Below are 22,015 nucleotides of genomic sequence, written 5' to 3'. Positions count from 1 at the left end.
CTAATTGATCTCATCAACTCTGCCTGGGGCGGAGGGCTGGTGGTCGCCGAGAGTCCAGTCGAGCACCTCCAAACCCGGGACTCGCATGAACTCGCGCGTGTTGTTGGTGACCACGGCGAGACCGGCCGAGCGGGCGTGCCCGGCGATCAGAACGTCGTACCCGCCGATGGTCTGCCCTGCGATGGTGAGCTTCGCGCGGATCTCGCCGGCGTGTTGTGCCGCGGCGGCGTCGAAGGGCAGCACGGTGGTCAGAGTGAGGAAGTCGAAGGTCGCGGTTGGCGGGCGGGAGAGTCTCATCGCTGGCGAGTCGGCCGATGACGTTGAAGAGCTTGTCCAGGTTCTTGCCGCGCTTCTTGGCAGGTTGTCGCGCCGAGAACGTCACACAAATCGACGCCTGGCGGCGGTTGGCCTCCGATTTGTGTGACGATTCCGGCAGTTCGGATCCCGGGGATGCTCAGGTTCGACGTTGAGGCCGAGGCACAATATCGGCGTGGCTGGGTGTCGATCCGCGCCGGGCGGCGGCGCGAGGTGTCACGCCGCCGCCCGGCGAACTCAGAACGCCCAGTCCTCGTCCTCGGTGTTCACGGCCTTGCCCATCACGTACGACGAACCCGAACCCGAGAAGAAGTCGTGGTTCTCGTCCGCGTTGGGTGACAGCGCGGCCAGGATGGCCGGGGACACCGCGGTGGCGCTCTTGGGGAACAGTGCTTCGTAGCCGAGGTTCATCAGGGCCTTGTTGGCGTTGTAGCGCAGGAACATCTTGACGTCCTCGGTCAGGCCGAGCGGGTCGTAGAGGTCCTCGGTGTAGGACTCTTCGTTGTCGTACAGCTCGTAGAGCAGTTCGAAGGTGTAGTCCTTGAGCTCGTCGCGGCGGGCCTGGTCGGCTTCGGCGACGGCCTGCTGGAACTTGTAGCCGATGTAGTAGCCGTGCACGGCCTCGTCGCGGATGATCAGCCGGATCAGGTCGGCAGTGTTGGTCAGCTTGGCGTGGCTCGACCAGTACATCGGCGCGTAGAAGCCGGAGTAGAACAGGAACGACTCCAGCATGGTCGAGGCGACCTTGCGCTTCTCGGGGTCGTCACCGTAGTAGAAGTCTAGGATGATCTTCGCCTTGCGCTGCAGGTGCTCGTTCTCCTCGCTCCAGCGGAACGCGTCGTCGATCTCGGTGGTCGAGATCAGCGTCGAGAAGATCGACGAGTAGCTCTTGGCATGCACCGACTCCATGAACGCGATGTTCGTGTAGACGGCCTCCTCGTGAGGCGTCCGGGCGTCAGGAATGAGCGACACCGCGCCCACCGTGCCCTGGATGGTGTCGAGCATGGTCAGGCCGGTGAAGACCCGGGTCGTCATCAGCTGTTCGTGCGGCTTCAGCGTCCGCCACGACGGGATGTCGTTGGACAGCGGCACCTTCTCGGGCAGCCAGAAGTTGCCGGTCAGGCGGTCCCAGACTTCGAGATCCTTGTCGTCGGCCAGGCGGTTCCAGTTGATCGCCTGGACGCCGTGCAGCAGTTTCACCTTGTCGGTCATCGGTTCGGTTCTCCTCGGTCTCAGAGCATGCAGCTCACGCAGCCCTCGACCTCGGTTCCTTCGAGGGCGAGCTGGCGCAGGCGAATGTAGTACAGGGTCTTGATCCCCTTGCGCCACGCGTAGATCTGCGCCTTGTTCAGGTCGCGCGTGGTCACGTTGTCGGGGAAGAACAGGGTCAGCGACAGGCCTTGGTCGACGTGCTTGGTCGCCTCGGCGTAGGTGTCGATGATCTTCTCGGGGCCGATCTCGTAGGCGTCGGTGTAGTACTCCAGGTTGTCGTTCGTCATGAACGGCGCCGGGTAGTACACGCGTCCGATCTTGCCCTCCTTGCGGATCTCGATCTTGGACACGATCGGGTGGATCGAGCTGGTCGAATGGTTGATGTAGCTGATCGACCCGGTCGGCGGGATCGCCTGCAGGTTCTGGTTGTACATGCCGTAGGTCGCCACATCGGACGCCAGCGCGCGCCAATCCTCGGGCGTGGGCAGGTGGATCCCGGAACGCTCGAACAGCCCGGCGACCTTCTCGGTGCGCGGCGTCCATTCACCTTCGATGTACTTGGCGAAGTACTCACCGCTGGCGTACTTCGACCGCTCGAAGCCGTCGAAGCTCTCGCCGCGCTCGCGGGCGATCCGGCAGGATGCCGCGATGGCGTGGAACGTCACCGTGTAGAAGTACATGTTGGTGAAGTCGAGGCCCTCCTCGGATCCGTAGTGGATCGCCTCGCGCGCCAGGTAGCCGTGCAGGTTCATCGCACCCAGGCCGATCGCGTGGCTCATCGCGTTGCCGCGCTCAATGCTCGGCACGCAGGAGATGTTCGACTGGTCCGACACCGCGGTCAGGGCGCGGATCGCGGTGTCGATCGTGGACCCGAAGTCGGGCGAGTCCATCGCCAGCGCGATGTTGAGCGAACCCAGGTTGCAGGAGATGTCCTTGCCGACCTGGTCGTAGCTGAGGTCTTCGTTGTAGGTGGACGGCGTCGACACCTGCAGGATTTCCGAGCACAGGTTGCTCATCGTGATCCGGCCGTCGATCGGGTTGGCGCGGTTCACCGTGTCCTCGAACACGATGTAGGGGTAGCCGGATTCGAACTGGATCTCGGCGAGGGTCTGGAAGAACTTGCGCGCGTTGATCTTGGTCTTGGTGATCCGGCCGTCGTCGACCAGTTCGCGGTACTTCTCGCTGACCGAGATTTCGGTGAACGGCACCCCGTAGACGCGCTCGATGTCGTAGGGGCTGAACAGGTACATGTCCTCGTTGTCGCGCGCCAGCTGGAAGGTGATGTCGGGAATGACGACGCCCAGCGACAGCGTCTTGATCCGGATCTTCTCGTCGGCGTTCTCGCGCTTGGTGTCGAGGAAGCGCAGGATGTCGGGGTGGTGCGCGTGCAGGTACACCGCGCCGGCGCCCTGGCGTGCGCCGAGCTGGTTGGCGTAGGAGAACGAGTCTTCCAGCAGCTTCATCACCGGGATCACGCCCGAGGACTGGTTCTGGATCTTCTTGATCGGCGCGCCGATCTCGCGCAGATTGGTCAGCGACAAGGCCACGCCGCCGCCACGCTTGGATAGCTGCAGCGAGGAGTTGATCGCCCGCGCGATCGACTCCATGTTGTCCTCGACCCGCAGCAGGAAGCAGGACACCAGCTCACCACGCTGCGCCTTGCCAGCATTGAGGAAGGTCGGCGTCGCGGGCTGGAAGCGTCCGCCCATCACCTCGTCGGTGATCCTCTCGGCGAGCGCCTCGTCGCCGGCGGCCAGGGTGAGCGCGACCATGCAGACGCGATCCTCGAAGCGCTCCAGGTAGCGGGAGCCGTCGAACGTCTTCAGCGTGTAGGACGTGTAGTACTTGAAGGCGCCCATGAAGGTGGGGAAGCGGAACTTCACCGCGTACGCCCGCTTGAACAGGTCCTTGACGAAGCCGAAGTCGTACTGGGTGAGCACCTCGGACTCGTAGTAGCCGTGCTCGACCAGGTAGTCCAGCTTCTCCTTCAGCGAATGGAAGAAGACCGTGTTCTGGTTGACGTGCTGCAGGAAGTACTGGTGGGCGGCCTTGCGGTCTGCCTCGAACTGGATCTTGCCGGACTCGTCGTAGAGGTTCAGCAGCGCGTTGAGAGCGTGGTAGTCGACCTCTCCGACAGGTTCGACTCCGGTGTCGGTGAGCAGAGTTGTTGCCATGATGTGGTGAGCCCTTCACGGACGCACTCGACGTCTTCGAGCGTGCCCATCAGTTCGAATCGGTACAGGTGGGGTACGTGGCATTTCGCGGCCACGATGTCACCGGCCAGGCAGTAGGCCCGACCGAAGTTCGTGTTGCCCCCGGAGATTACTCCGCGGATCAACGCGCGGTTTCCGGGAATGTTGAGGAACCGGATGACCTGCTTGGGAACCGCGCCGCCGGTGTTCCCGCCGCCGTAGGTCGGCAGGATCAAGACGTAGGGTTCGGTGACGATCGGCGCCGGCTCGGCCGTCCGCAGCGGGAGCCGGGTGGCCGGAATCCCGAGCTTGGTGACGAACCGGTGGGTGTTCTCGGACGCGGACGAGAAGTAGACCACGTGGACCATCGGTGGTTGCCCTCCCCGTGACGCAAACCGGACGCCGACGGCTCAGGCGGCCTGGGCGCGGGTGGCGGACGCCTTGATCTTGTCGGGGCGGAAACCGGCCCAGTGCTCGTCGCCGTCGATGACGACCGGAGCCTGCTGGTAGCCCAGGGCGAGCACCTCAGCGAGGGCCTGCTCGTCGGCGGAGAGGTCGACGACCTCGTAGTCGAGTCCGTGCTTGTCGAGGGCCTTGTAGGTAGCGGTGCACTGCACGCACGACGGCTTCGAAAAGACCCTGATCGTCACGACTGATTCCTCCTGATGCCAACCGGCTCACACCGGTGTAGTTTCCCCTGGGTGGTGCAGGGAAACCTACACGTTGTGTCGCCGGCGGGCAAGTGGCACTAGATGTAGCGTCTCAGCGGTCGCCGCGGCGCCGCAGCAGGTAGGTGTCGAACACCCAGCCAAGGCGCTGTTTGGCGTCCTCGCGCACCGTGAGGATCTCTTCGCGCACGCTGGCCAGGTCGCCCGCGATCAGGATCTCGTCGGGGGTGCCGAGGTAGGCGCCCCAGTAGATGTCGAGGCCCTCGGGGTCGATCAGCGAGAAGGTCAGGCGGCCGTCCAGCATGACGACCACGTCGTCGACGAAATCGGGCATGCCGCCGGCCAGCAGCCGGGCCGGCGCGATCTGCACGGCCCGGCCCTGCCGGTTCAGTGGGATCTGGTGCGCGGCGGTGAGGGCGTGCACGCAGCTGATCCCGGGCAACACGCGCAGTTCGATCGGCCAGGCGGCCGACGCGATCAGCTCCTGGGCGATCGCGAGGGTGCTCTCGTACAGGCTCGGGTCGCCCCAGACCAGGAAGCCGCCGACCTGGCCCTCGCCCAGCTCGGCGGCGACGGCCGCCCCCCAGCTCTCCAGGCGCTGCGCGCGCCAGCGGGCGACGGCTGCGGGGTAGTCGGGGGCGGTGCGCCACGGGCGCGGCGGGTCCTGCAGTTCGATGGTGCGCAGCGGAGTGGAGCGGTGGCGCGCGATCATCGCGCGCCGGGAGTCCACCAGGTCGTCGTACTCGCCCTCCTTGACCACCACGAACAGCACGTCCAGCCGCTGGATGGCTTCGACCGACGCGAGCGTCACCCAGTCCGGGTGGCCGGCGCCGACGCCGATCAGCACCAGTTCGCGGGTCACAGACCCTCCTGCTCGACCAGCGCCAGCACCCGGTCGCGCACGCGGCGCGAACGCCCCGGGTCACGCGGCGTGACGACCGCGATCTGGATTCCGTCGTGGTCGCCGGTGGTCGGGGTCCAGGCGGTGCCCGAGGTGGCCTCGTCGGTGCGCACGCAGAACGTGTGCCGCGCCTCGGCGTCGGCCGCCACGCGCGCATTGGTGGCGGGATCCTCGGTGGCCGCGAGCACGTACCAGGCGCCGTCGAGGTCGCCGTCGGCGTAGTCGCGGGCCTGCCAGGTGATCGCGCCGGAGGCGGCCAGTTCGTCGAGACGCTCGTGCAGTTCGGGGGCGACGACGGTGACGACGGCGCCGGCCTCGAGCAGGTTCGTGACGGTGCGGCGGGCCACGCAGCCGCCGCCGACCACGACCACCGCGCGGCCGGTCAGCCGCAGGCCGGTCAGGTAGACGTGCGAGCCGCGGGCGGCGCGTACCCGCATGGCGCCCTCGCGGTAGCGCCGGGCCACCGCCTCGGCCAGTTCGTCGGCGGGCGTCGACCCCTCCCTGGGCGGGCGCGGGGTACCGAGCGGGCGGGTGCGGGCGACGGTGGCGTCAGGGAAGGCGGCGCGGGCATCAGCGACGCCGCCGGCGATCGCGGCGTCGGCGGGATCGGTCGCGCCGTGCGTCAGCGGCACGATCACGGCCTCCTCGCCGCCGGCCAGTGCCCGGCCGAGCGCGGCCTCGATGGTGTCACCGGCGGACCGCGCCAGTCCGGCCTCGACCTGAACGCCGGGCAGCAGCGCGCGTACGCGGCCGGCGAGATCGGCGAGGGAGCGGTCGGCGTCGGTGCCTTCGGCGGCACCGGCGAGCACGACGGGCGGTGTGATCATCGGGTTTCTCCGTCCGGATCGGTGTGGGAGCACGACCCTAACAGGCGGCGGGTGGTCATTTTCCATGTCCAGTTGAAGCAGGGGTGCCGGCGACAAGGGCAAACGCGTGCGGGGCCGAATCTGGACATAGATTTCGACCACGCGGGCGGCGTGCGGGCCCTCCTGAGGGGGGCGGCGGTGTGGAGGCGCGCCCCTAGAGTGGGGCGGCACGCCCTGTTCTCGGAGGAAGCCATGCAACCGATCGATGTCATCCTCGCCGTCGGCCTGCTGCTGCTGGCTGGCGGGGTCGCCGGCTTCTGGCGGGACCGGCGGCGCCTGTGGCCGCTCGCGGTGATCCTCGCCGGCGGCTTCGTGAGCGGGGTCGCGCTGCTCATCCTCGCCAACGACGACGGGCGCTTCGGTGGGCTGCCCCTGCTGGTGCTCGCCGCCGGGTTGGTGCTGCCGGTGCTGGGCTATCCGGTGCTGACGTTCTTCCTGATCGCCAACGGGGTGACGATGGTGCGGCGCGAGTCCCGCAGCCTCGGCAACCTGCTCTCCTTGCTCACCGGCCTGGCCATGCTGGCCTGGCCGCTCGTGCCGGTGCTGGTCCACGCCCTCGACCTGCCGCCGCAGATCACCAACGCCGTCGACGGCCTGATCGCCCTGCTGGGTGGGCTGGGCGTCTATGCGGGGCTGTGCTTCCTCGTCTTTCTGTCCGCCGCGGTCGCCTACCGCAGGATCCCCGGGGGATTCCCGGTGGGCCACGTGATCGTGCTCGGTTCGGGCCTGATCGGCGACCGGGTGCCGCCGCTGCTGGCCTCCCGTCTCGACGCGGGCATCGCGGCGGCCGACGCCCAGCATCCGCCCGCGGTGATCATCCCGACCGGCGGCAAGGGCAGCGACGAGAAACTGCCCGAGGGCGTCGCCATGGCGCGCTACCTACGCGAGCACGGCGTCGACGACGCCCGGATCGTGGTCGAGGACCGTGCCCGCAACACCCGGGAGAACCTGCAGTTCTCGCGGGCGCTGATGCCCGACCCTGAGGCTCCGGTCGCCGTGGTGACCAACAGCTACCACGTGTTCCGCACCGCGCTGCTCACCCGGGCCCTCGGCATGAGGAAGGCCCGCGTGGTCGGCGCCAAGACGGCGGCCTACTTCGTGCCGAGCGCCTTCATCCGCGAGTTCGTGGCGGTGATGAAGGAGAACTGGAAACTGCACCTGCCCCTGGTGACGCTGTGGGTGGTGCTCGCCGTCGCGCTCACCGCACTCGACTACGTCGCCTGACCGGCGGACGCCGCGGCCCCGCCGGGATGCCGCAGCCCCGCCGGGGCGGCTCAACTGAGCTTGTCGTACAGCGACAGCGGCGCGTCGAGGATCTTGCCCGGGTTCAGGTGACGCCCGGGATCGGTGCTGTCGAACAGCGAGCGCATGATCGCCACACCCTCGGCCGAGACCACCTGCTCCATCCAGGGCGCATGCTCCATGCCGACGCCGTGGTGATGCGACAAGGTGGCGCCCGCATCCACGAACGCCTGCTGGATGGCGATCTTCACGGTGGCGTACTCGCGGTCGGGATCCTCCCCGGCCTGGAACGCGAACGTGAAGTACAGGCAGGCGCCGGTGTGGTAGCTGTGCGACAGGTGGCACATGATCCAGCCGCGCTTGCCGAGCGAGGCGAAGGCGTCCTCGGCGGCGTCGTAGACGCGGTCGTGTACGTCGGTGAGCTTCGACCAGGGCGCGGCCGTCTCGGACACGTCGCCGAGCACGTTCTGCTCCAGCAGGAAGTCGCGCAGGTACGGGGTGTCGAACTTCTTCTGGTCGTACAGCGCCCCCGGTCCGGTGCCGAGCACGAGTGCGCCGTGGTTCTTCGCCAGCTGCGCGACCCGGCGCCGCCGCTCGTCCACGTCGGACTTCGACCCTTCGAAGCAGACGTACGAAATGCACATCGCGTCGGTGTCCCAGCCGCGCCGGCGCATCAGCGCCCACAAGGCCTCCTGCCCCTTGGCCTCGACCTTCTTCTTGAGGGTGAGGGCCTCTTTCTGGGTCGACAGCGAGAAGGCGGTCTCGTGCGCGTCGGAGATGCGGACGAACGTGGTCGGGATCTCCTCGGCGGCCATCGCCTGGATCGCCTCCAGCGCCGCGGCCCATTCGGGGTACATGTAGGCGACCACGACGCGCTCCTCGGGCATCCGGTGCACCTGCACCCACACCTCGGTGATCACGCCGAGGCGTCCTTCGGAGCCGATGAACATCTCGCGCAGCGACGGGCCGGTCGACTCGACCGGCACCGGGCGCAGCCGCACGATGCCGGACGGCCGCACCACGGTCATGCCGCGGATGATGTCGGCGATGTCGCCGTACTTGTCCGACTGCATGCCCGAGGAGCGGGTGGCCGCCCAGCCGCCGAGCGTCGAATGGGTGAACGAGTCGGGGAAGTGGCCCAGCGTCCAGCCGCGCGCGTTCAACTCCTCCTCCAGGTCGGGGCCGAGCATGCCGGCGCCGATCCGGGCCAGGCCCGACTCCTCGTCGAGTTCGTGCACGCCCGAGATCAGGCCGGTGTCCAGCGACACGATCGGGCGCGGCTCGTCCGGGTCGAGCTGCAGCGAGCGGGAGATGTTGGTGCCGCCGCCGAACGGCACCACCACGGCGTCCGCCTCGACGCAGGCCGCCAGCACCGCGGCCACCTCGTCGGTGTCCACCGGATAGACGACCACCTCGGGCAGGCGGCCGTAGTCGAAGCGCGACACGTGCAGCAGCTCGGTCACCGAGGAGCCGTGGCCGTGCACGACGCGGTCGTGGGCATCCGTGCTGACCCGGTCGGACGCCGTGGCCGCGACCAGGGCCTCGCGGAGGGCGTCCGGCAGCGGGGAGGCGGGCACGGTGGTGGGATCGAACTGGATCGTGTCGGCCTGGCGCGGGCGCAGGTCGATGCCGACCGCCCTCTTCACGAACGGGGCGAAGGCTGGCTTGTTGGCGTAGTTGAAGAAGACGCCCTCCTCGCCCCAGCCCCACCACTTCATGCGCTTGACGAGCGGTTTCATCGGTGATCCTCCTGAGAGTTGGGGGCGGGCCTGGAGCCCTTGACCTTGCGGGACAGGGCGCGCACGGCCCCGGCGGGTAGTGCGTGCAGGATGGCTGCGATCAGTTTGTAGCGCTTCGAAGGAATCGATATCACGCGGCCGGCCCGCGCGTCGCGCAATCCGTCCGCGGCGACGCGCGCGGGGGACAACCACAGGAAGCCGGGCACCTTGGAACGCTTCGAGCGGCCCCGGTCGTGGAACTCGGTGCGGGTCCAGCCGGGCAGCACGGCGGTCACCTGGACGCCGGTGCCGACGAGTTCGAGCGCGAGCACCTCGCTCAGCGCGAGCGCGTACGCCTTGAGCGCCGAGTAGGAGTCCTGGCGGGTGAGCGCCGAGACCGACACGATGTTGAGGATCCAGCCGCGCCCCGCGTCCCGCATGACGGACGCCGCTGCGCCGGCCAACACGCGCGGCGCCCGGCCCATCACCTCGTAGGCGCGGTCGGCCAGGGCGTCGTCGCCGCCGGCCAGAGGATTCTTCAGCGAGAAGCCTGCGTTGTTGACCAGCACGTCGATATCGCCGGCGCGTAGGCGTCCGGCGACCCGCTCTTGGTCGTCGCGGGAGGCCAGATCGGCGGCGAGGGTCTCCACGGCGACGCCGAAGGTGCCGCTCAGGCCGGCGGCGACGGCGTCCAGGCGTGCGGGGTCGCGGGCGACGAGCACGAGGTTCACGCCGTCGCGCGCCAGGGCGCGCGCGAACTCGAGGCCGATCCCGGACGTCCCGCCGGTGATGAGCGCCAACTGCATGGGAGAGGACGCTACATTACGGTCCACGGATCAGGCGTACACCGCGCCACCGGAAGGAGACCCCGTGCCTCAGCCGACCCGCGTGCTGCTCACCGGCGTGACCGGATTTCTCGGTCAAGCCGTGCTGGAGCGTCTGCTCAGCTCGACCGACGCCCACGTCACCGCCATCATCAGGCCGAAGGGCAGCCAGAGCGCCCGCAAGCGCCTCGACCGGCTGATGCGCAAGCCTGTCTTCAAGACCTGGCGGGACGCGGTCGGCGACGCCGAGGCGAAGCGTGTCTTCGCCGAGCGCACCGACGTCCTGGAGGCCGACCTGTCGACGCTGGAGCACCTCGAAGGGCCCGTCGACGTGGTGATCCATTCGGCGTCCACGGTGTCGTTCGATGCGCCGATCGATGAGTGCTTCGCCAACAACGTGGGCGGCCCCGAGGCGCTCTACGGCGCGCTGGCCCGCTCCGGGCTGGACCCGCACGTCATCCACGTGTCGACCTGCTACGTGGGCGGCATCGCGAAGGGACTGCGGCCCGAGGCGTCCGTCGACCACGACGTGGACTGGCGCGCCGAACTCGCCGCCGCCCGGGTGGCGCGCGCCGAGGCCGAGGCTGAATCCCGGACGCCGGAGCGGCTGCAGTCCTTCATCGACGCCGCGACCCGCGACCATGGCAAGCAGGGTCCCAAGTCGGTGGCGAAGGCGTCGGAGCAGGCGCGCAAGGCGTGGATCGTCGACCGGATGGTCGAACTGGGCCGCACCCGGGCCCGCTCGGTGGGCTGGACCGACGTCTACACCTTCTCCAAGGCGCTCGGCGAGCGCGTCGCCGAGCAGGAATGGGCGGGCCAGGGGCACCGGCTGTCCATCGTCCGGCCGGCGATCATCGAGTCGGCGCTGCGCTACCCGTACCCGGGCTGGATCGACGGCTTCAAGGTCGCCGACCCGCTGATCATGGCCTACGCCAAGGGCGCGCTGCCCGAGTTCCCGGGCCTGCCCGACTCGGTGCTCGACGTGATTCCGGTCGACTACGTGGTCAATGTGATCCTCGCCCTGGCCCGGCTCGGCCATCAGGGGCCCGAGGCCTCGGACGCCGGCTACTACCAGGTCTGCTCGGGGGCCTCGAACCCGCTGCCCTTCCACCGGATGTACGGCGAGGTGCGCGAGTACTTCCTGGCGCATCCGCTCGAGGACGACAAGGGCCGCCCCATCGTGGTGCCGACCTGGAAGTTCCCGGCCAACAATGCCGCCGAGCGCTCGCTACGCCTGAAGGAGCGGCTGTCCTCGCTCGGCTCCCGGATCGGCGCCTCGCTCCCGGCCACCAAGGCCACCCGCGAATGGGCCAGTTCGCTGTCGCGGATGGAGCGCGGGCTCGGGTCGTTGCGTACCTACGTCGACCTCTACCAGAGCTACACCCGCACCGAGATGCTGTTCGACGACCAGCAGACCCGGGCGCTGGGCGCCCAACTGCCCGCGGGTACGCCGGCCGACCAGACCTTCGATGTGCGCGACATCGAATGGGGGCACTACTGGCAGAGCGTGCACCTGCCCGCGATGACCTCGCTGGCCAAGGTGCACGCGCGGGCGTCCTCGGCGAAGAAGGCGTCCCGGTCGCAGGCCCGGCGCCTGGAGTCGGGCACCGACGTGCTGGCCGTGTTCGATCTGGAGGGCACCCTGGTGGCGTCCTCGCTGGTCACCCAATACCTGTCGGTGATGGGGCAGTTGCGCGCGCTCGCGCAGTTGCCCGGCGAAATGGCCGATCTGGTCGGCAAGGCCGGTGTGTACCTGCAGGCCGAGCGGCGCGACCGCGGCGAATTCGTCCGCGCGTTCTCGCGGCGCTACGCCGGCACCAAGGTCGCCGACATCGAGCGCGTGGTCGCCGGCGACTGGGGGCAGAACCTGGTCCGCTCGATCCGCCCCGGCGCGCTGGCGCGCATCGAGGAGCACCGGGCCGCCGGGCACCGCACCGTGCTGGTGACCGGATCGCTCGACCTGTTCGCCGCGCCGCTGGTCCCGCTGTTCGACGAGGTGGTCGCCTCGCGGATGGAGGTGCGCGACGGCGTCCTCACCGGCTACCTGGCCACCCCGCCGCTGGTGGACGAGGCGCGGGCCCAATGGCTCAAGGACTACGCCGTCCGCCACGGCATCGACCTGTCCCGCTCGCACGGCTACGGCGACTCGATCGCGGACGCCTCGTGGCTGCAGCTGCTCGGACGCCCGGTCGCGGTCAACCCCGACCTGCCGCTGTACCGGGCCGCCAGCCGGCTGTACTGGCCGATCGAGGACTGGAAGCGGGGCTGAGCCTCCCCCAGCCCGCTCGGGCGGGCATGATGGAGCCATGACCGAGCACGATTCGCGGTGGATGTACCGGCAGATGATCGACGCGATGGTGATCTCATGCGCGGGTGCGGGGCAAGTGTCGGCCGGGCGCGTGCGGGTGGGCGTGTGGAACGACAACGCCGACGCGGCGTCCGACGTGTCACCGCACCAGGCGGTGATGAACCGGGTGCTGGCCTCGCTGAACGACGACCAACGCGAGGCGGTGGCGATCCTGTTCGCCGAGGAGTACGCCTCCGGCGTGTACAACGCGCTGCAGGTGCTCACCGCCGCCGAGTGCGCGCCGTTCGCCGAGGGCTATGACGGGGACCCGTGTGATGACTTTCTGGGACGCCTGGACGGTTGGGAGTGGCCAATCGGGTGACGGCCGTCGGCGTCCGCACTAGATTTCTGTCATCAGGTAATGAGGGCTCGCCGGCGGCGGTGAACGCCCGGATTGGATGATGATGAACGGTTCTTTGAAGAGGACGCTGACCGGGGTCCTCGCCGGCGTGCTCGCGGTGGGCTCGGCCCTCCTCGCGCCGGCGCAGGCACAGGCTGCCGGGGCGACCTGGCAGGACGGCTGGTGCGTGGTCGATGAGGGAGTCGCGGTCGTCGTCGACTTCTCCGAGGCACCCGAGGCGCAGTGGCCGGACTACGCCAAGGACGGCGACGGGTGGGAGGTGCGCTGCATCACTCCGCCGGAGGAGCTGACCAAGGCGGTGGCCGCCAGCACCGACCTGCAAGGGGCGCTGATCGCGGCCGGCTTCGACTATGAGACGAACGCCAGCGGGCTGATCATCGAGGTCGAGGGCGTGCCGGCTCCGCCAACCCGTCCCAGGGTTTCTGGACGTTCGGCACGGGCACGATCCCCGTGGACGCCGGGGGCACCTGGGATGCGGGCGACGATGCCTGGAGGCTGCCTCCCGGTACCGAGGCGAACGGGCACAACGTCAACCGCGCGGTGAGTGTGGTGTTGACCGCCAACAACCGCAAGCCCTCCGCACCGCCGCAGTTCTCGGATGCGCCGGAGATTCCCTTCTTCATCGACGTGAACCCTGGCGACCAGTTCTTCGACGAGATCAGCTGGCTGGCCTTCTACGGGATCAGCACCGGCTGGGAGCTGCCCGACGGCACTCGCGAGTACCGTCCGCTTCGGCCGATCGCACGCGATGCGATGGCGGCCTACTTGTACCGGATGGCGGATGAGCCTGAGTTCACCCCGCCGGCGACCTCGCCGTTCAGCGATGTGCCGACGAACTCCCAGTTCTACAAGGAGATCACCTGGCTCGCGTCGGAGGGAATCACCACAGGCTGGCCCGACGGGACCTATCGTCCGTTGAACAGCGTGAACCGGGACGCCATGGCCGCCTTCCTGTACCGTTTCGCGGGCTCGCCGAACTTCCAGGCGCCCTCGACGCCGCCGTTCAAGGATGTTCCGGTGGGCACGCAGTTCTACAAGGAGATGGCGTGGCTGGCGGACACTGGCATCTCGACCGGCTGGTCCGACGGCAGCTACCGTCCGCTGAACCCGGTCGCGCGTGACGCGATGGCGGCGTTCCTCTACCGGCTCGCCGAGTGGGCCAGCTGACCGGTTCGCCGTTGGTCATTGAAGGCCTGACCGCCCGGAGGGGAATCCCCCGGGCGGTCAGGCCTTTTGTCGTGTCCGGGTCTACGGCTGCGCGGGTGTCAGCGCATGGTCGAGCCGCAGCAGGAAGGCCGCCATCGCGTCACGCGCGACCGGGTTCAGCGGACGGTAGCTGCCGTCGGGCCATCCGGTGCTGATCCGCTGGGAGGCGAGCCAGGACATCTCCTTGTAGAACTGGTCGGCCGGCCGCACGTCGATGAACGGGGACTTCGCGGGAGGCGTGAAGGCGGGGGTGTTCGCATAGCGGTACAGGAAGGCGGCCATGGCGTCGCGGTTCACGGTGCCGTGCGGACGGTAGGTGCCGTCGGGCCAGCCGGTGGTGATGCCGGCGTAGCTCAGCCAGGTGATCTCCTTGTAGAACGGAGCGGTGGTCGGTACGTCGCTGAACGGCGAGGTCGCCGGCGGGATGTACTCGGGTTCGCCCGCCATCCGGTACAGGTAGGCGGCCATCGCGTCCCGGTTGATCGCGGACAGCGGCCGGTAGGTGCGGGTGTCGTCCGGCTCGCTCCACCCCTTCGCGATGCCGCGTAGAAAGACCCACTGGATCTCGCGGAAGAACTGGTTGTCACGGGTGATGTCGGTGAACGGGCTCGCCGCGGACGCCTTCAGGTAGCCGGCGCCGGTCAAGCCGGGGAGCGCCATCACCGTGATCTCGGGCGAGCTGATGGTGCCGCCCACCGTCGAGGCGAAACCGCCGTCGGGCCGTTGTTGGCCGATCAGCCACGACAACTGACGGGAGGTGTCGATGTTCGTGGTGCCGACCTCTTCGATCGCCGCGAGCATGTATGCGGTGTAGGCCGCCTGCCCGCCATGGGTGGCACGAGGCTTGCCCCAATAGGTGCCCGTCGCGTCCGTGGTGGCGTTGGCCGGGGACTTGGCCCAGGCCACCGCCTTGGCCAGCGCCGTCGCCGCGGCGGGCTTGGTGCTCGCCTGTGTGCTGAGGGCGACCATTCCCAGCGCGGTGAGAAGGTGGTCGGGGATCCACTGACCGCCCGACATCGAGCCGAGTGCTCCGGTCTGGGCGTTCTGCTGGGCGAGGACGGCGTTCAGCGCCGCGGCGGGAACGGGTTCTCCGGCGCGCGCGAACGCGATCACCGACAGGCTCGGGGCCCATCCGGCGATCAGCCGGGGGCGCGCGGCCCATTCGCGGACGAGCCGCTCGACCAGGTTGATGCCGCCGAAGCTCCTCGGGTTCAGTCCGAGCGCGTCCACGGCGATGATGCTCTGCGCGGTGTAGAAGGCGTCCTGCGTCGTCGCAGCGTCGACTTCGTTCGCGAGGATCATGCTCATCTTGCCGAGCGTGTCGGCGTAGCGGGTGTCCTGGGTCGCCGCCAACCCGATGATGGCCTCGGTGAGCAGCCTGTCGGTGCAGACCCAGTCGTCCCTGCCGTCGGTGCAGTTGTCGAGGAAGGTCTGTTCGATCCGGTCGGCGGTGCGGACGATGGCCGACCGGGGGGCGGGGGCGGCCTGGGCGGGGGTACTGGCGAAGGGGGTGAGGGTCAGGGCGAGGCCGAGTCCTGCGGCGGCCAGGCGGTGTATGCGGGGCATGGTTGGGGGGCCTTTCGGTTGGTCGAGACCGGCCCGCGCGCCCGTCGATGGACGTCCGGGTCGGTCCCCCCATGATGGACGTTCCTGGTGCTCCGCCCCGCCGTCATCTCGTCGCCGGGCGCGGTGGGGCCGGCGGCCTCCGTTACCAGTCGTCGTCGAAGGCGTGCTCGGCCCGGATCGCCGCGCCCCAGCGGGCCAGCATGCCTTCCTCAGCGGCACGCGCATGGATCATCTGGGTGCTGCGCGGGCGCACGAGCAGTTCGATTTCGGCGGCGAAGCCGGCCTGCAGCAGACGGGCGCGCTCAACCTCGGCGTTCAGCAGGACGCCGATCAGCAGGATGATGTTCATCACCCACAGGCTGAGCAGCATGATGATGACCGAGCCGACCACGCCGTAGGCGGCCGGCAGCCGTCCGAAGACCTGCACCCACAACGAGAGTCCCCACACCGCGAGCACCAGCAGCACCATCGCCAGCAGCGCGCCGGGCATCGTCCAGCGCAGCTTCGGCGGCCGCACGTTCGGGGTGGCACGGTAGAGCACCAGGATGAGCACCAGCGCGACGACCACCAGGACCGGCCAGCGCGCCTGCCGCAGATCCTGCAGCAGCGCGTCGTCGACCTCGACCAGGGCCAGCAGGGTGTCCCACAGCCCCGCCGAGAGCAGCACGCTCAGCATGAGCAGGACGCCGAAGGCCACCAGCGAGACGGTGAGCAGCAGGTAGTAGGGAATCACCTTCCAAAACGGGCGTCCCTCGACCACCTGGTAGAGCGCGTTGCTGGACCGGCCGAAGGCGCTGATGTACCCGGAGGCGCCCCACAGTGAGACGGCCACCGCGATGCCGAGGACGATGCCCAGGTCCTGCAGATGGACCAGGTTGTTCAGCGGCTCGCGCATCAGGCTCACGATCGGCGGCGGGGCCGTGGCTTCGAGCAGTTCGATGATCCACTGGACGGCCGCCGGGCCCTGGCCGATCATCGTCAGCACGGTGATGACGGCCAGCAGGGCCGGGAACAGCGACTGCATCGACATGTAGGCCAGGTTGCCGGCATGGTCGAGCACCTGGCGGTACCAGAACTCCGACCAGCCGCGGCGCAGCAGGTAACGCCACGAGGATGCGCTCAGCTGCCATGGCCAGCGCACCTTCGCGGGGTCGTCGGGCGCGGGGGCGGCCCGGAGCTTGAACACGGTGGCCTCTTCTTCGGCTCGCACCCGTGCACCCCCTCTCCGCGGTGGGCCGCCGACAGCGGCAACAAGAACCCCAGTATCGCCCGCATCCGCGCAGGCCGTCAGCAGATCGTGCCAGCCGCCGGGCACGAGGTGGGCCTGATCTGCTGAGATGGGCGTCATGAGCGAGGGTGCGCTGGCGGGTGTGCGGGTGGTCGAGTTCGGCACGATCGGTCCGGGGCCGTTCGTGGCGATGATGCTGGCCGACCACGGCGCGGAGGTGGTGCACGTGGACCGGCCCGGCGGCGTCCCGGCGGTGGGGCCGATCGGCGATCGCGCGGCGGACGCGCTGCACCGCAACCGGCGCAGCGTCGAGATCGACCTCAAGTCGCCCGAAGGCCTGACGGCCGCGCTGGCGTTGATCGCGGACGCGGACATCCTGATCGAGGGCAACCGGCCCGGTGTCGCCGAACGGCTCGGCATCGGTCCCGAGGACGCCTTGGCCCTCAATCCACGGCTGATCTACGGCCGGGTGACCGGGTGGGGCCAGACCGGCCCGAAGTCCGCGCTGGCCGGGCACGACCTGAACTTCGTCGCGGCGTCCGGAACCCTGTCGACACTCGGCCGGGCCGGCCAGCCGCCCACGGTCCCGCTCGCGTACGTGGGCGACCTGGGCGGGGGAGCGATGATGCTGGCCTTCGGCGTCCTGGCGGCGCTGCACGAGCGGCATACCTCCGGGCGCGGTCAGGTGGTGGACGCCGCCATCGTCGACGGCGCGGCGCTGCTGGCGACGGCCTTCCACGGCTTCGCGCAGCGCGGGCTGTGGGACGAGAACCGCCGGGGGGTGAACCTCGTCGATTCGGGAGCGCCCTTCTACGACTGCTACGAGACCTCTGACGGCGAATGGATGGCGGTGGGCGCGCTGGAGCCGAAGTTCTATGCCGAACTGCTGCGCGTGCTCGGACTGGACGCCGACGCGCTGCCCGGCCAGCATGACCGCGCGCGCTGGCCCGAACTGCGCGCGGCGATCGGCGCCGCGATCGGGTCCCGGCCGCGCGCCTACTGGGCGGACGCCGCCCGCGGCACGGACGCCTGTCTGGAGCCGGTGCTGCGAATGAGCGAGGTGCGTCACGATGCGCACAACGCCGCCCGCCAGGTGATGGTGGAGGTGGACGGAATCTGGCAGCCCGCGCCGGCCCCGCGTTTTTCGCGGACGCCCGCGCCGCCGCCGGAACCCGGCAGACGCTAGGGTTTTGGCGTGCTTCTGTCAGACCGCGACATCGCCGCGCAGATCGATGCGGGCCGCGTCCGCCTCGACCCGTTCGACGCCGCCATGATGCAACCGTCCAGCATCGACATCCGGCTCGACCGGTACTTCCGGTTGTTCGACAACCACAAGTACCCCTCGATCGATCCGTCGCAGCCGCAGCCCGAACTGACCCGGCTGGTCGAGGTGGACGCCGAGGAGGCGTTCATCCTGCACCCGGGCGAGTTCGTGCTGGCCTCGACGCTGGAGGAGTTGACGCTGCCCGACGACATCGCCGCCCGCGTCGAGGGCAAGTCCAGCCTCGGACGCCTGGGCTTGCTCACCCACGCGACCGCCGGCTTCGTCGACCCGGGCTTCACCGGCCACGTCACCTTGGAGCTGTCGAACGTGGCCACGCTGCCGATCAAGCTGTGGCCGGGCATGAAGATCGGTCAGCTGTGCTTCTTCCAGCTCAGCTCGCCGGCCCTTCACCCCTATGGTGCGCGCGGACGCGGCTCCCATTACCAGGGGCAGCGCGGGCCGACCGCGTCGCGCAGCTACGAGAATTTCACCAGGACGCCGCTGTGACGGGCGCGGGGGGCGTGCTGGAGGCGGCGCTCGGCGGGCGCAGCGTCGTCGTCGAGGTGCCCGCGGCCGGCGTCGAGGACTGGGTCGCGGTCGCCGAAGTGCTGCTGCAGGAGGGCCTGTCCGCCTGGGCGCTCCCGCCGTCGCTGATCGACTGCCTGCCCGAGGTGCTCGCCCTGTTCGGGCGCCGCGCCCGGATTGGCGTGACCGGCCTGGTGGACGCCGCGGGCGTCCGTCGTGCCGCCGAGGTGGGGGCGCAGTTCCTGCTGGCCGCCGTCGGCGATCCTTCGCTGGCCGAGGCCGCGGGGGAGGTTCCGCTGATCCCGGGGGCGCTCACCCCGACCGAGATCGCCGCGCTCGCCCGGGCGGGCGCCGGCACGGTGCTGGTCACCCCCTCGGACGCGCTGGGGATGTCCTACGCCAGGACGCTTCCGCCGCTGTTCCCCGAGACAGGCCTGGTGGTGGCCGGCCGTCTCGAGCACTACCAGTGCTCAATGTGGCTCGACGCGGGCGCCAAGGCCGTCGTCGTATCGGACGCGATCCTGAGGCAAGCCGGCGACGAACGCGAGGGTTCGCTCGACGAGATCGCGCGCCGGGCGGAGGCCTTCCGCGGGCTTGTCTCCGGTGTCCGGTGACTCCCTGAATTTTGACCCTGAGAAAATCTCAGCTACTTTGGATGTCGTCCTCAGTGTGACGAAAGCTACGGAGACATGATGTACGAACCGCGCCGCTCGAACCGCGCAAGCGAGAGCACCGCTTCCGAGACCCGTGCGGAGGCCTTCCAGGTCACCCCGCGCCGAGGAGCGTCGCCGCGCGTCAAGCTGCTCGCCACCCGGATCGTGCCCGTCGCGGCATCGGTGGCCCTGCTGGCGACCTCGGGCGCCTTCGCGGTGAGCCTGGGCTCCTCGCAGCCGGCCGACGCGGCGCCCGCGCCGGCGCGCACCGATGACACGATCAGCCGCGACACCGTCCGGACGCTGGCCGACCCGCAGCCGGTCGCCGAGGCGACCGGCGAGGCCACCGAACTGGCCGAGGCGGACGCCGAGCCGGCCGAAGGCTCCGAGGAGTTCGTCGGCGGCGAGTGGGCCTCCGCTTTCGGTACCCCTGCGGGTGTGAAGTTCGCCCAGGGCGACCTCGTCGTGCGCGCCCAGGCCTCGGGCAGCGCCACCGAACTCGGTCGCGTGAAGGAAGGCGACAAGGTCTGGATCACCGACAAGGTCGAGGGCAACTTCCGCCAGATCGGCTTCGACGGCAAGATCGCCTACATCCTCAACTCCAAGCTCGGCGATGCCGCGCCGGTGAAGGAGGAGCCGAAGGCGGCCGCGCCCGCGAAGGCGGAGTCCGCCCCGTCGAACGCGAAGGCCTCCGGCTCCAAGACGTCCGGTTCCAAGGCCTCCAGCGGCAAGTCTGCGGCGCCGTCCGCCCCGGCCGAGAGCTACAACGGCTCCACGAACTACACCGGCAAGTCCGTCCTCGGCCTCAAGCCGAAGGCGATGGTCGTCTACAACGCCGTCACCGCACGCTGGTCGTTCAACGCGATCGGCGGCTACCGCGCCTCGTCCCGCTCAAACCACCAGTACGGCGGCGCGATCGACTTCATGCTGACCCCGGGCAAGGACTCGGCCAAGGGCTGGGCGGTCGCCAACTACGTGACCGCGAACGCCGCCGCGTTCGGCATCGACCACGTCATCTTCGAGCAGAAGATCTGGACGCCGTACAAGCCGTACTGGCGCCCGATGGAGAACCGCGGTTCGATCACCCAGAACCACTACGACCACGTGCACGTCTCGGTCAAGCTCTGAGCTGAGCCGTCGCCGAAGGCCCGCACCGGGAAGCCGGTGCGGGCCTTCGTGCGTCCGTGCTCCGCAACGATGCGCCGGGCTTTAGCCGTTCAGGAGGTACGACACATCCGTCGGCGCGGGGATCTCGACGGTGTCCGTGCCCTGGCGGTAGAGCCGCCCGCCCGCATCGGCTCCCTCGAAGCTCAAGCTGTCGCCGTCGCGGCGTAGCCAGGTGCCCTCCCGCATCGCCAGCACCGGGACGTCGTTCTCTTCGAGGTACTGCCGCAGCCGCTCGTCGCGCGTCTCGCCCTGGTGCGTCGAGGTGGGATCGGGGTCGAGGTAGTGCGGGTTGATCTGGAACGGCACCAGGCCGAAGGTGGCGAACGAGGGCACCTCGACGATCGGCATGTCGTTGGTGGTGCGCAGCGATGGCGTGGCGACGTTGGTTCCGGCCGAGGACCCCAGGTAAGGCATGCCCTCCCGCACGAGCGCCGGTACCGCCTCGATCAGCCCGGTGCGATACAGCGCGGACACCAGGCGGAAGGTGTTGCCGCCGCCGACGAACACCGCGTCCGCCTGGCCGACGACCTGGGCCGGCTCGCCGGTGTGCGCCCCGGCCACCCTGACCCCGAACCGCGCCAAAGCCGCCGCGACCGTGGCGGTGTAGCCCTCGTGATCGGCCAGTGCGAACGGGACGAACGCGAGCTCGCGGACTCCGGTGAGTAGATCGCCCAGCGGTTCGGCGGCGTGCTCCAGGTAGCCGCGACCGGGCGCGGTGCTGTTCGATAGCAACATCAGACGCATACGCCCATCCTGCCAACTCGGGCGTTCGTCATCCATGACCCTCAGGAGGCTCCCATGCTCAGCCAGGTACTGGCCATCCATGATCTGCTCGACGATCCGGCCGTGGACGGGGCGACGGTGGTCGATCATCTGCGCGGGCTCGCGCCGCAGCTCGATGCGCGTTTCGAAGTGGAGCGGGTGGCGGGCGACCGCGGGCACACCGACTTCGTCCGGGTGCTGATCCCGGGCATGCGCGGACGCGACGCGGGTGGAGATGCTCGCACCCTCGGGGTGGTCGGACGCCTCGGCGGGATCGGTGCCCGTCCGGAGCGGATCGGCTATGTCTCCGACGGCGACGGCGCCTGCACGGCGCTGGCGGTGGCGGCCAAACTGATCGACATGGCCCGTCGCGGCGACCGGCTGCCCGGCGACGTGATCGTGTCCACCCACATCTGTCCGGGTGCGCCGACGCGTCCGCACGAGCCGGTGCCGTTCATGGATTCGCCCATCTCGATGGACACCGCCAACGCCCATGAGGTGCTGCCCGCGATGGAGGCGATCCTGTCGGTCGACACCACCAAGGGCAACAAGGTGATCAACCATCGCGGGATGGCGATCTCGAACACCGCCCGCCAGGGCTACCTGCTGCCGGTGGCGCCCGACCTGATCGCCGTCTACGAGACGGTGTGCGGCATCCCGGCCCAGGTGTTCCCGCTGTCGACCCAGGACATCACCCCGTATTCCAACGGCCTGTACCACCTCAACTCGATCCTGCAGCCCGCCTGCGCAACGGACGCCCCGGTGGTGGGGGTGGCGCTGGTCGCCCAGACCGCGGTCGCGGGCTCGGCGACGGGGGCCTCGCGGGAGGTCGATATCGAGGAGGCGGCACGCTTCTGCATCGAGGTCGCCAAGGCCTTCGGCGAGGGGTGGCTGCAGTTCTTCGACGCCGCCGAATGGGACGAACTGCAGCGCCGCTATGGCTCGCTCGCCGTCCTGCAGACTCCCGGCGTGGGTGGTCCGGCCGAGGAGAACTGATC

At 69.3% G+C, this 22,015-nt stretch carries 22 protein-coding genes; 10 read left to right on the top strand and 12 right to left on the bottom strand.

Annotated features, from left to right (window positions below):
* The 7 genes from QM708_RS06305 to QM708_RS06275 all read right to left on the bottom strand — a co-directional run bounded on the left by QM708_RS06305 (position 1) and on the right by QM708_RS06275 (position 6,115).
* Positions 1–297 carry a PIN domain-containing protein gene (locus tag QM708_RS06305; protein WP_415105581.1) on the bottom strand — a complete coding sequence of 99 codons (297 nt, stop codon included), beginning with the start codon at positions 295–297 and terminating at the stop codon, positions 1–3.
* 255 nt (positions 298–552) lie between these two features.
* A complete protein-coding gene (nrdF, locus tag QM708_RS06300) occupies positions 553–1,527 on the bottom strand; it encodes a class 1b ribonucleoside-diphosphate reductase subunit beta (RefSeq protein ID WP_415105578.1) in 975 nt (324 codons plus the stop codon).
* Positions 1,528–1,547: 20 nt separating this feature from the next.
* The gene (nrdE, locus tag QM708_RS06295; RefSeq protein ID WP_415105575.1) at positions 1,548–3,701 is read right to left on the bottom strand and encodes a class 1b ribonucleoside-diphosphate reductase subunit alpha; all 2,154 of its coding nucleotides are present in this window, start codon (positions 3,699–3,701) and stop codon (positions 1,548–1,550) included.
* Entirely contained in the window at positions 3,623–4,087 is a 465-nt protein-coding gene (nrdI, locus tag QM708_RS06290) for a class Ib ribonucleoside-diphosphate reductase assembly flavoprotein NrdI (RefSeq protein ID WP_415105572.1), read from the bottom strand. The genes nrdE and nrdI overlap by 79 nt, the downstream gene beginning before the upstream one ends.
* Before the next feature lie 42 nt (positions 4,088–4,129).
* The gene (gene nrdH / locus QM708_RS06285) at positions 4,130–4,369 is read right to left on the bottom strand and encodes a glutaredoxin-like protein NrdH (RefSeq protein ID WP_415105569.1); all 240 of its coding nucleotides are present in this window, start codon (positions 4,367–4,369) and stop codon (positions 4,130–4,132) included.
* A 112-nt stretch (positions 4,370–4,481) separates the two neighbouring features.
* Positions 4,482–5,249: a precorrin-6A synthase (deacetylating) gene (gene cobF / locus QM708_RS06280; RefSeq protein WP_415105566.1), complete on the bottom strand. Its 768-nt coding sequence runs from the start codon at positions 5,247–5,249 to the stop codon at positions 4,482–4,484.
* Entirely contained in the window at positions 5,246–6,115 is an 870-nt protein-coding gene (locus QM708_RS06275) for an NAD(P)-dependent oxidoreductase (protein WP_415105563.1), read from the bottom strand. The genes cobF and QM708_RS06275 overlap by 4 nt, the downstream gene beginning before the upstream one ends.
* 231 nt (positions 6,116–6,346) lie before the next feature.
* On the opposite strand from QM708_RS06275, the gene QM708_RS06270 reads away from it, so the two are divergent.
* Complete coding sequence (locus QM708_RS06270; protein WP_415105560.1) at positions 6,347–7,378, top strand: YdcF family protein; 1,032 nt, start codon at positions 6,347–6,349, stop codon at positions 7,376–7,378.
* A 50-nt stretch (positions 7,379–7,428) separates the two neighbouring features.
* Here QM708_RS06270 and QM708_RS06265 read toward each other — a convergent pair whose 3' ends face one another.
* Both QM708_RS06265 and QM708_RS06260 read right to left on the bottom strand, forming a co-directional pair.
* Positions 7,429–9,135 (bottom strand): FAD-binding oxidoreductase, encoded by a 1,707-nt coding sequence (locus tag QM708_RS06265; RefSeq protein WP_415105557.1) that lies wholly within the window; start codon positions 9,133–9,135, stop codon positions 7,429–7,431.
* On the bottom strand, positions 9,132–9,920 hold the full coding sequence (locus QM708_RS06260) for an SDR family NAD(P)-dependent oxidoreductase (protein ID WP_415105554.1): 789 nt from the start codon (positions 9,918–9,920) through the stop codon (positions 9,132–9,134). The genes QM708_RS06265 and QM708_RS06260 overlap by 4 nt, the downstream gene beginning before the upstream one ends.
* Before the next feature lie 64 nt (positions 9,921–9,984).
* Between QM708_RS06260 and QM708_RS06255 the strand changes: the two genes are divergently transcribed.
* The 4 genes from QM708_RS06255 (at position 9,985) to QM708_RS06240 (ending at position 13,813) form a co-directional block, all read left to right on the top strand.
* Positions 9,985–12,207, top strand: coding sequence for an HAD-IB family phosphatase (locus tag QM708_RS06255; protein ID WP_415105551.1), 2,223 nt, complete (start codon positions 9,985–9,987; stop codon positions 12,205–12,207).
* 37 nt (positions 12,208–12,244) lie between these two features.
* Positions 12,245–12,607, top strand: coding sequence for a DUF6547 family protein (locus tag QM708_RS06250; protein WP_415105548.1), 363 nt, complete (start codon positions 12,245–12,247; stop codon positions 12,605–12,607).
* Positions 12,608–12,689: 82 nt separating this feature from the next.
* Positions 12,690–13,190, top strand: coding sequence for a hypothetical protein (locus QM708_RS06245; protein ID WP_415105545.1), 501 nt, complete (start codon positions 12,690–12,692; stop codon positions 13,188–13,190).
* On the top strand, positions 13,187–13,813 hold the full coding sequence (locus tag QM708_RS06240) for an S-layer homology domain-containing protein (RefSeq protein ID WP_415105542.1): 627 nt from the start codon (positions 13,187–13,189) through the stop codon (positions 13,811–13,813). The genes QM708_RS06245 and QM708_RS06240 overlap by 4 nt, the downstream gene beginning before the upstream one ends.
* Positions 13,814–13,894: 81 nt before the next feature.
* On the opposite strand, the gene QM708_RS06235 is transcribed toward QM708_RS06240, so the two are convergent.
* Complete coding sequence (locus tag QM708_RS06235; RefSeq protein WP_415105539.1) at positions 13,895–15,418, bottom strand: S-layer homology domain-containing protein; 1,524 nt, start codon at positions 15,416–15,418, stop codon at positions 13,895–13,897.
* 142 nt (positions 15,419–15,560) lie between these two features.
* Complete coding sequence (locus QM708_RS06230) at positions 15,561–16,628, bottom strand: YihY/virulence factor BrkB family protein (protein ID WP_415105536.1); 1,068 nt, start codon at positions 16,626–16,628, stop codon at positions 15,561–15,563.
* Positions 16,629–16,764: 136 nt separating this feature from the next.
* On the opposite strand from QM708_RS06230, the gene QM708_RS06225 reads away from it, so the two are divergent.
* The 4 genes from QM708_RS06225 to QM708_RS06210 all read left to right on the top strand — a co-directional run bounded on the left by QM708_RS06225 (position 16,765) and on the right by QM708_RS06210 (position 20,216).
* On the top strand, positions 16,765–17,832 hold the full coding sequence (locus QM708_RS06225) for a CaiB/BaiF CoA transferase family protein (RefSeq protein WP_415105533.1): 1,068 nt from the start codon (positions 16,765–16,767) through the stop codon (positions 17,830–17,832).
* 9 nt (positions 17,833–17,841) lie between these two features.
* Positions 17,842–18,417 (top strand): dCTP deaminase, encoded by a 576-nt coding sequence (gene dcd, locus QM708_RS06220; RefSeq protein WP_415105530.1) that lies wholly within the window; start codon positions 17,842–17,844, stop codon positions 18,415–18,417.
* Positions 18,414–19,049: a hypothetical protein gene (locus tag QM708_RS06215; protein ID WP_415105528.1), complete on the top strand. Its 636-nt coding sequence runs from the start codon at positions 18,414–18,416 to the stop codon at positions 19,047–19,049. The genes dcd and QM708_RS06215 overlap by 4 nt, the downstream gene beginning before the upstream one ends.
* A 75-nt stretch (positions 19,050–19,124) precedes the next feature.
* Positions 19,125–20,216, top strand: a complete 1,092-nt coding sequence (locus QM708_RS06210; protein ID WP_415105525.1) for an SH3 domain-containing protein — start codon at positions 19,125–19,127, stop codon at positions 20,214–20,216.
* Between the two features lie 81 nt (positions 20,217–20,297).
* Here the strand turns inward: QM708_RS06210 and pepE are convergent, their stop codons facing one another.
* Complete coding sequence (gene pepE, locus QM708_RS06205) at positions 20,298–20,999, bottom strand: dipeptidase PepE (protein WP_415105522.1); 702 nt, start codon at positions 20,997–20,999, stop codon at positions 20,298–20,300.
* A gap of 54 nt (positions 21,000–21,053) precedes the next feature.
* Here pepE and QM708_RS06200 point away from each other — a divergent pair, with 54 nt between their 5' ends.
* Positions 21,054–22,013: a DUF1177 domain-containing protein gene (locus QM708_RS06200; protein ID WP_415105519.1), complete on the top strand. Its 960-nt coding sequence runs from the start codon at positions 21,054–21,056 to the stop codon at positions 22,011–22,013.
* The last annotated feature ends 2 nt before the right edge of the window (positions 22,014–22,015 follow it).

Origin of the sequence: Propioniciclava sp. (assembly GCF_047602245.1) — a bacterium.
Taxonomy (GTDB): Bacteria; Actinomycetota; Actinomycetes; order Propionibacteriales; family Propionibacteriaceae; genus Propioniciclava.
Note: the sequence above shows the minus strand (reverse complement) of the source record. Positions and strands in the feature narration are given on the sequence as shown.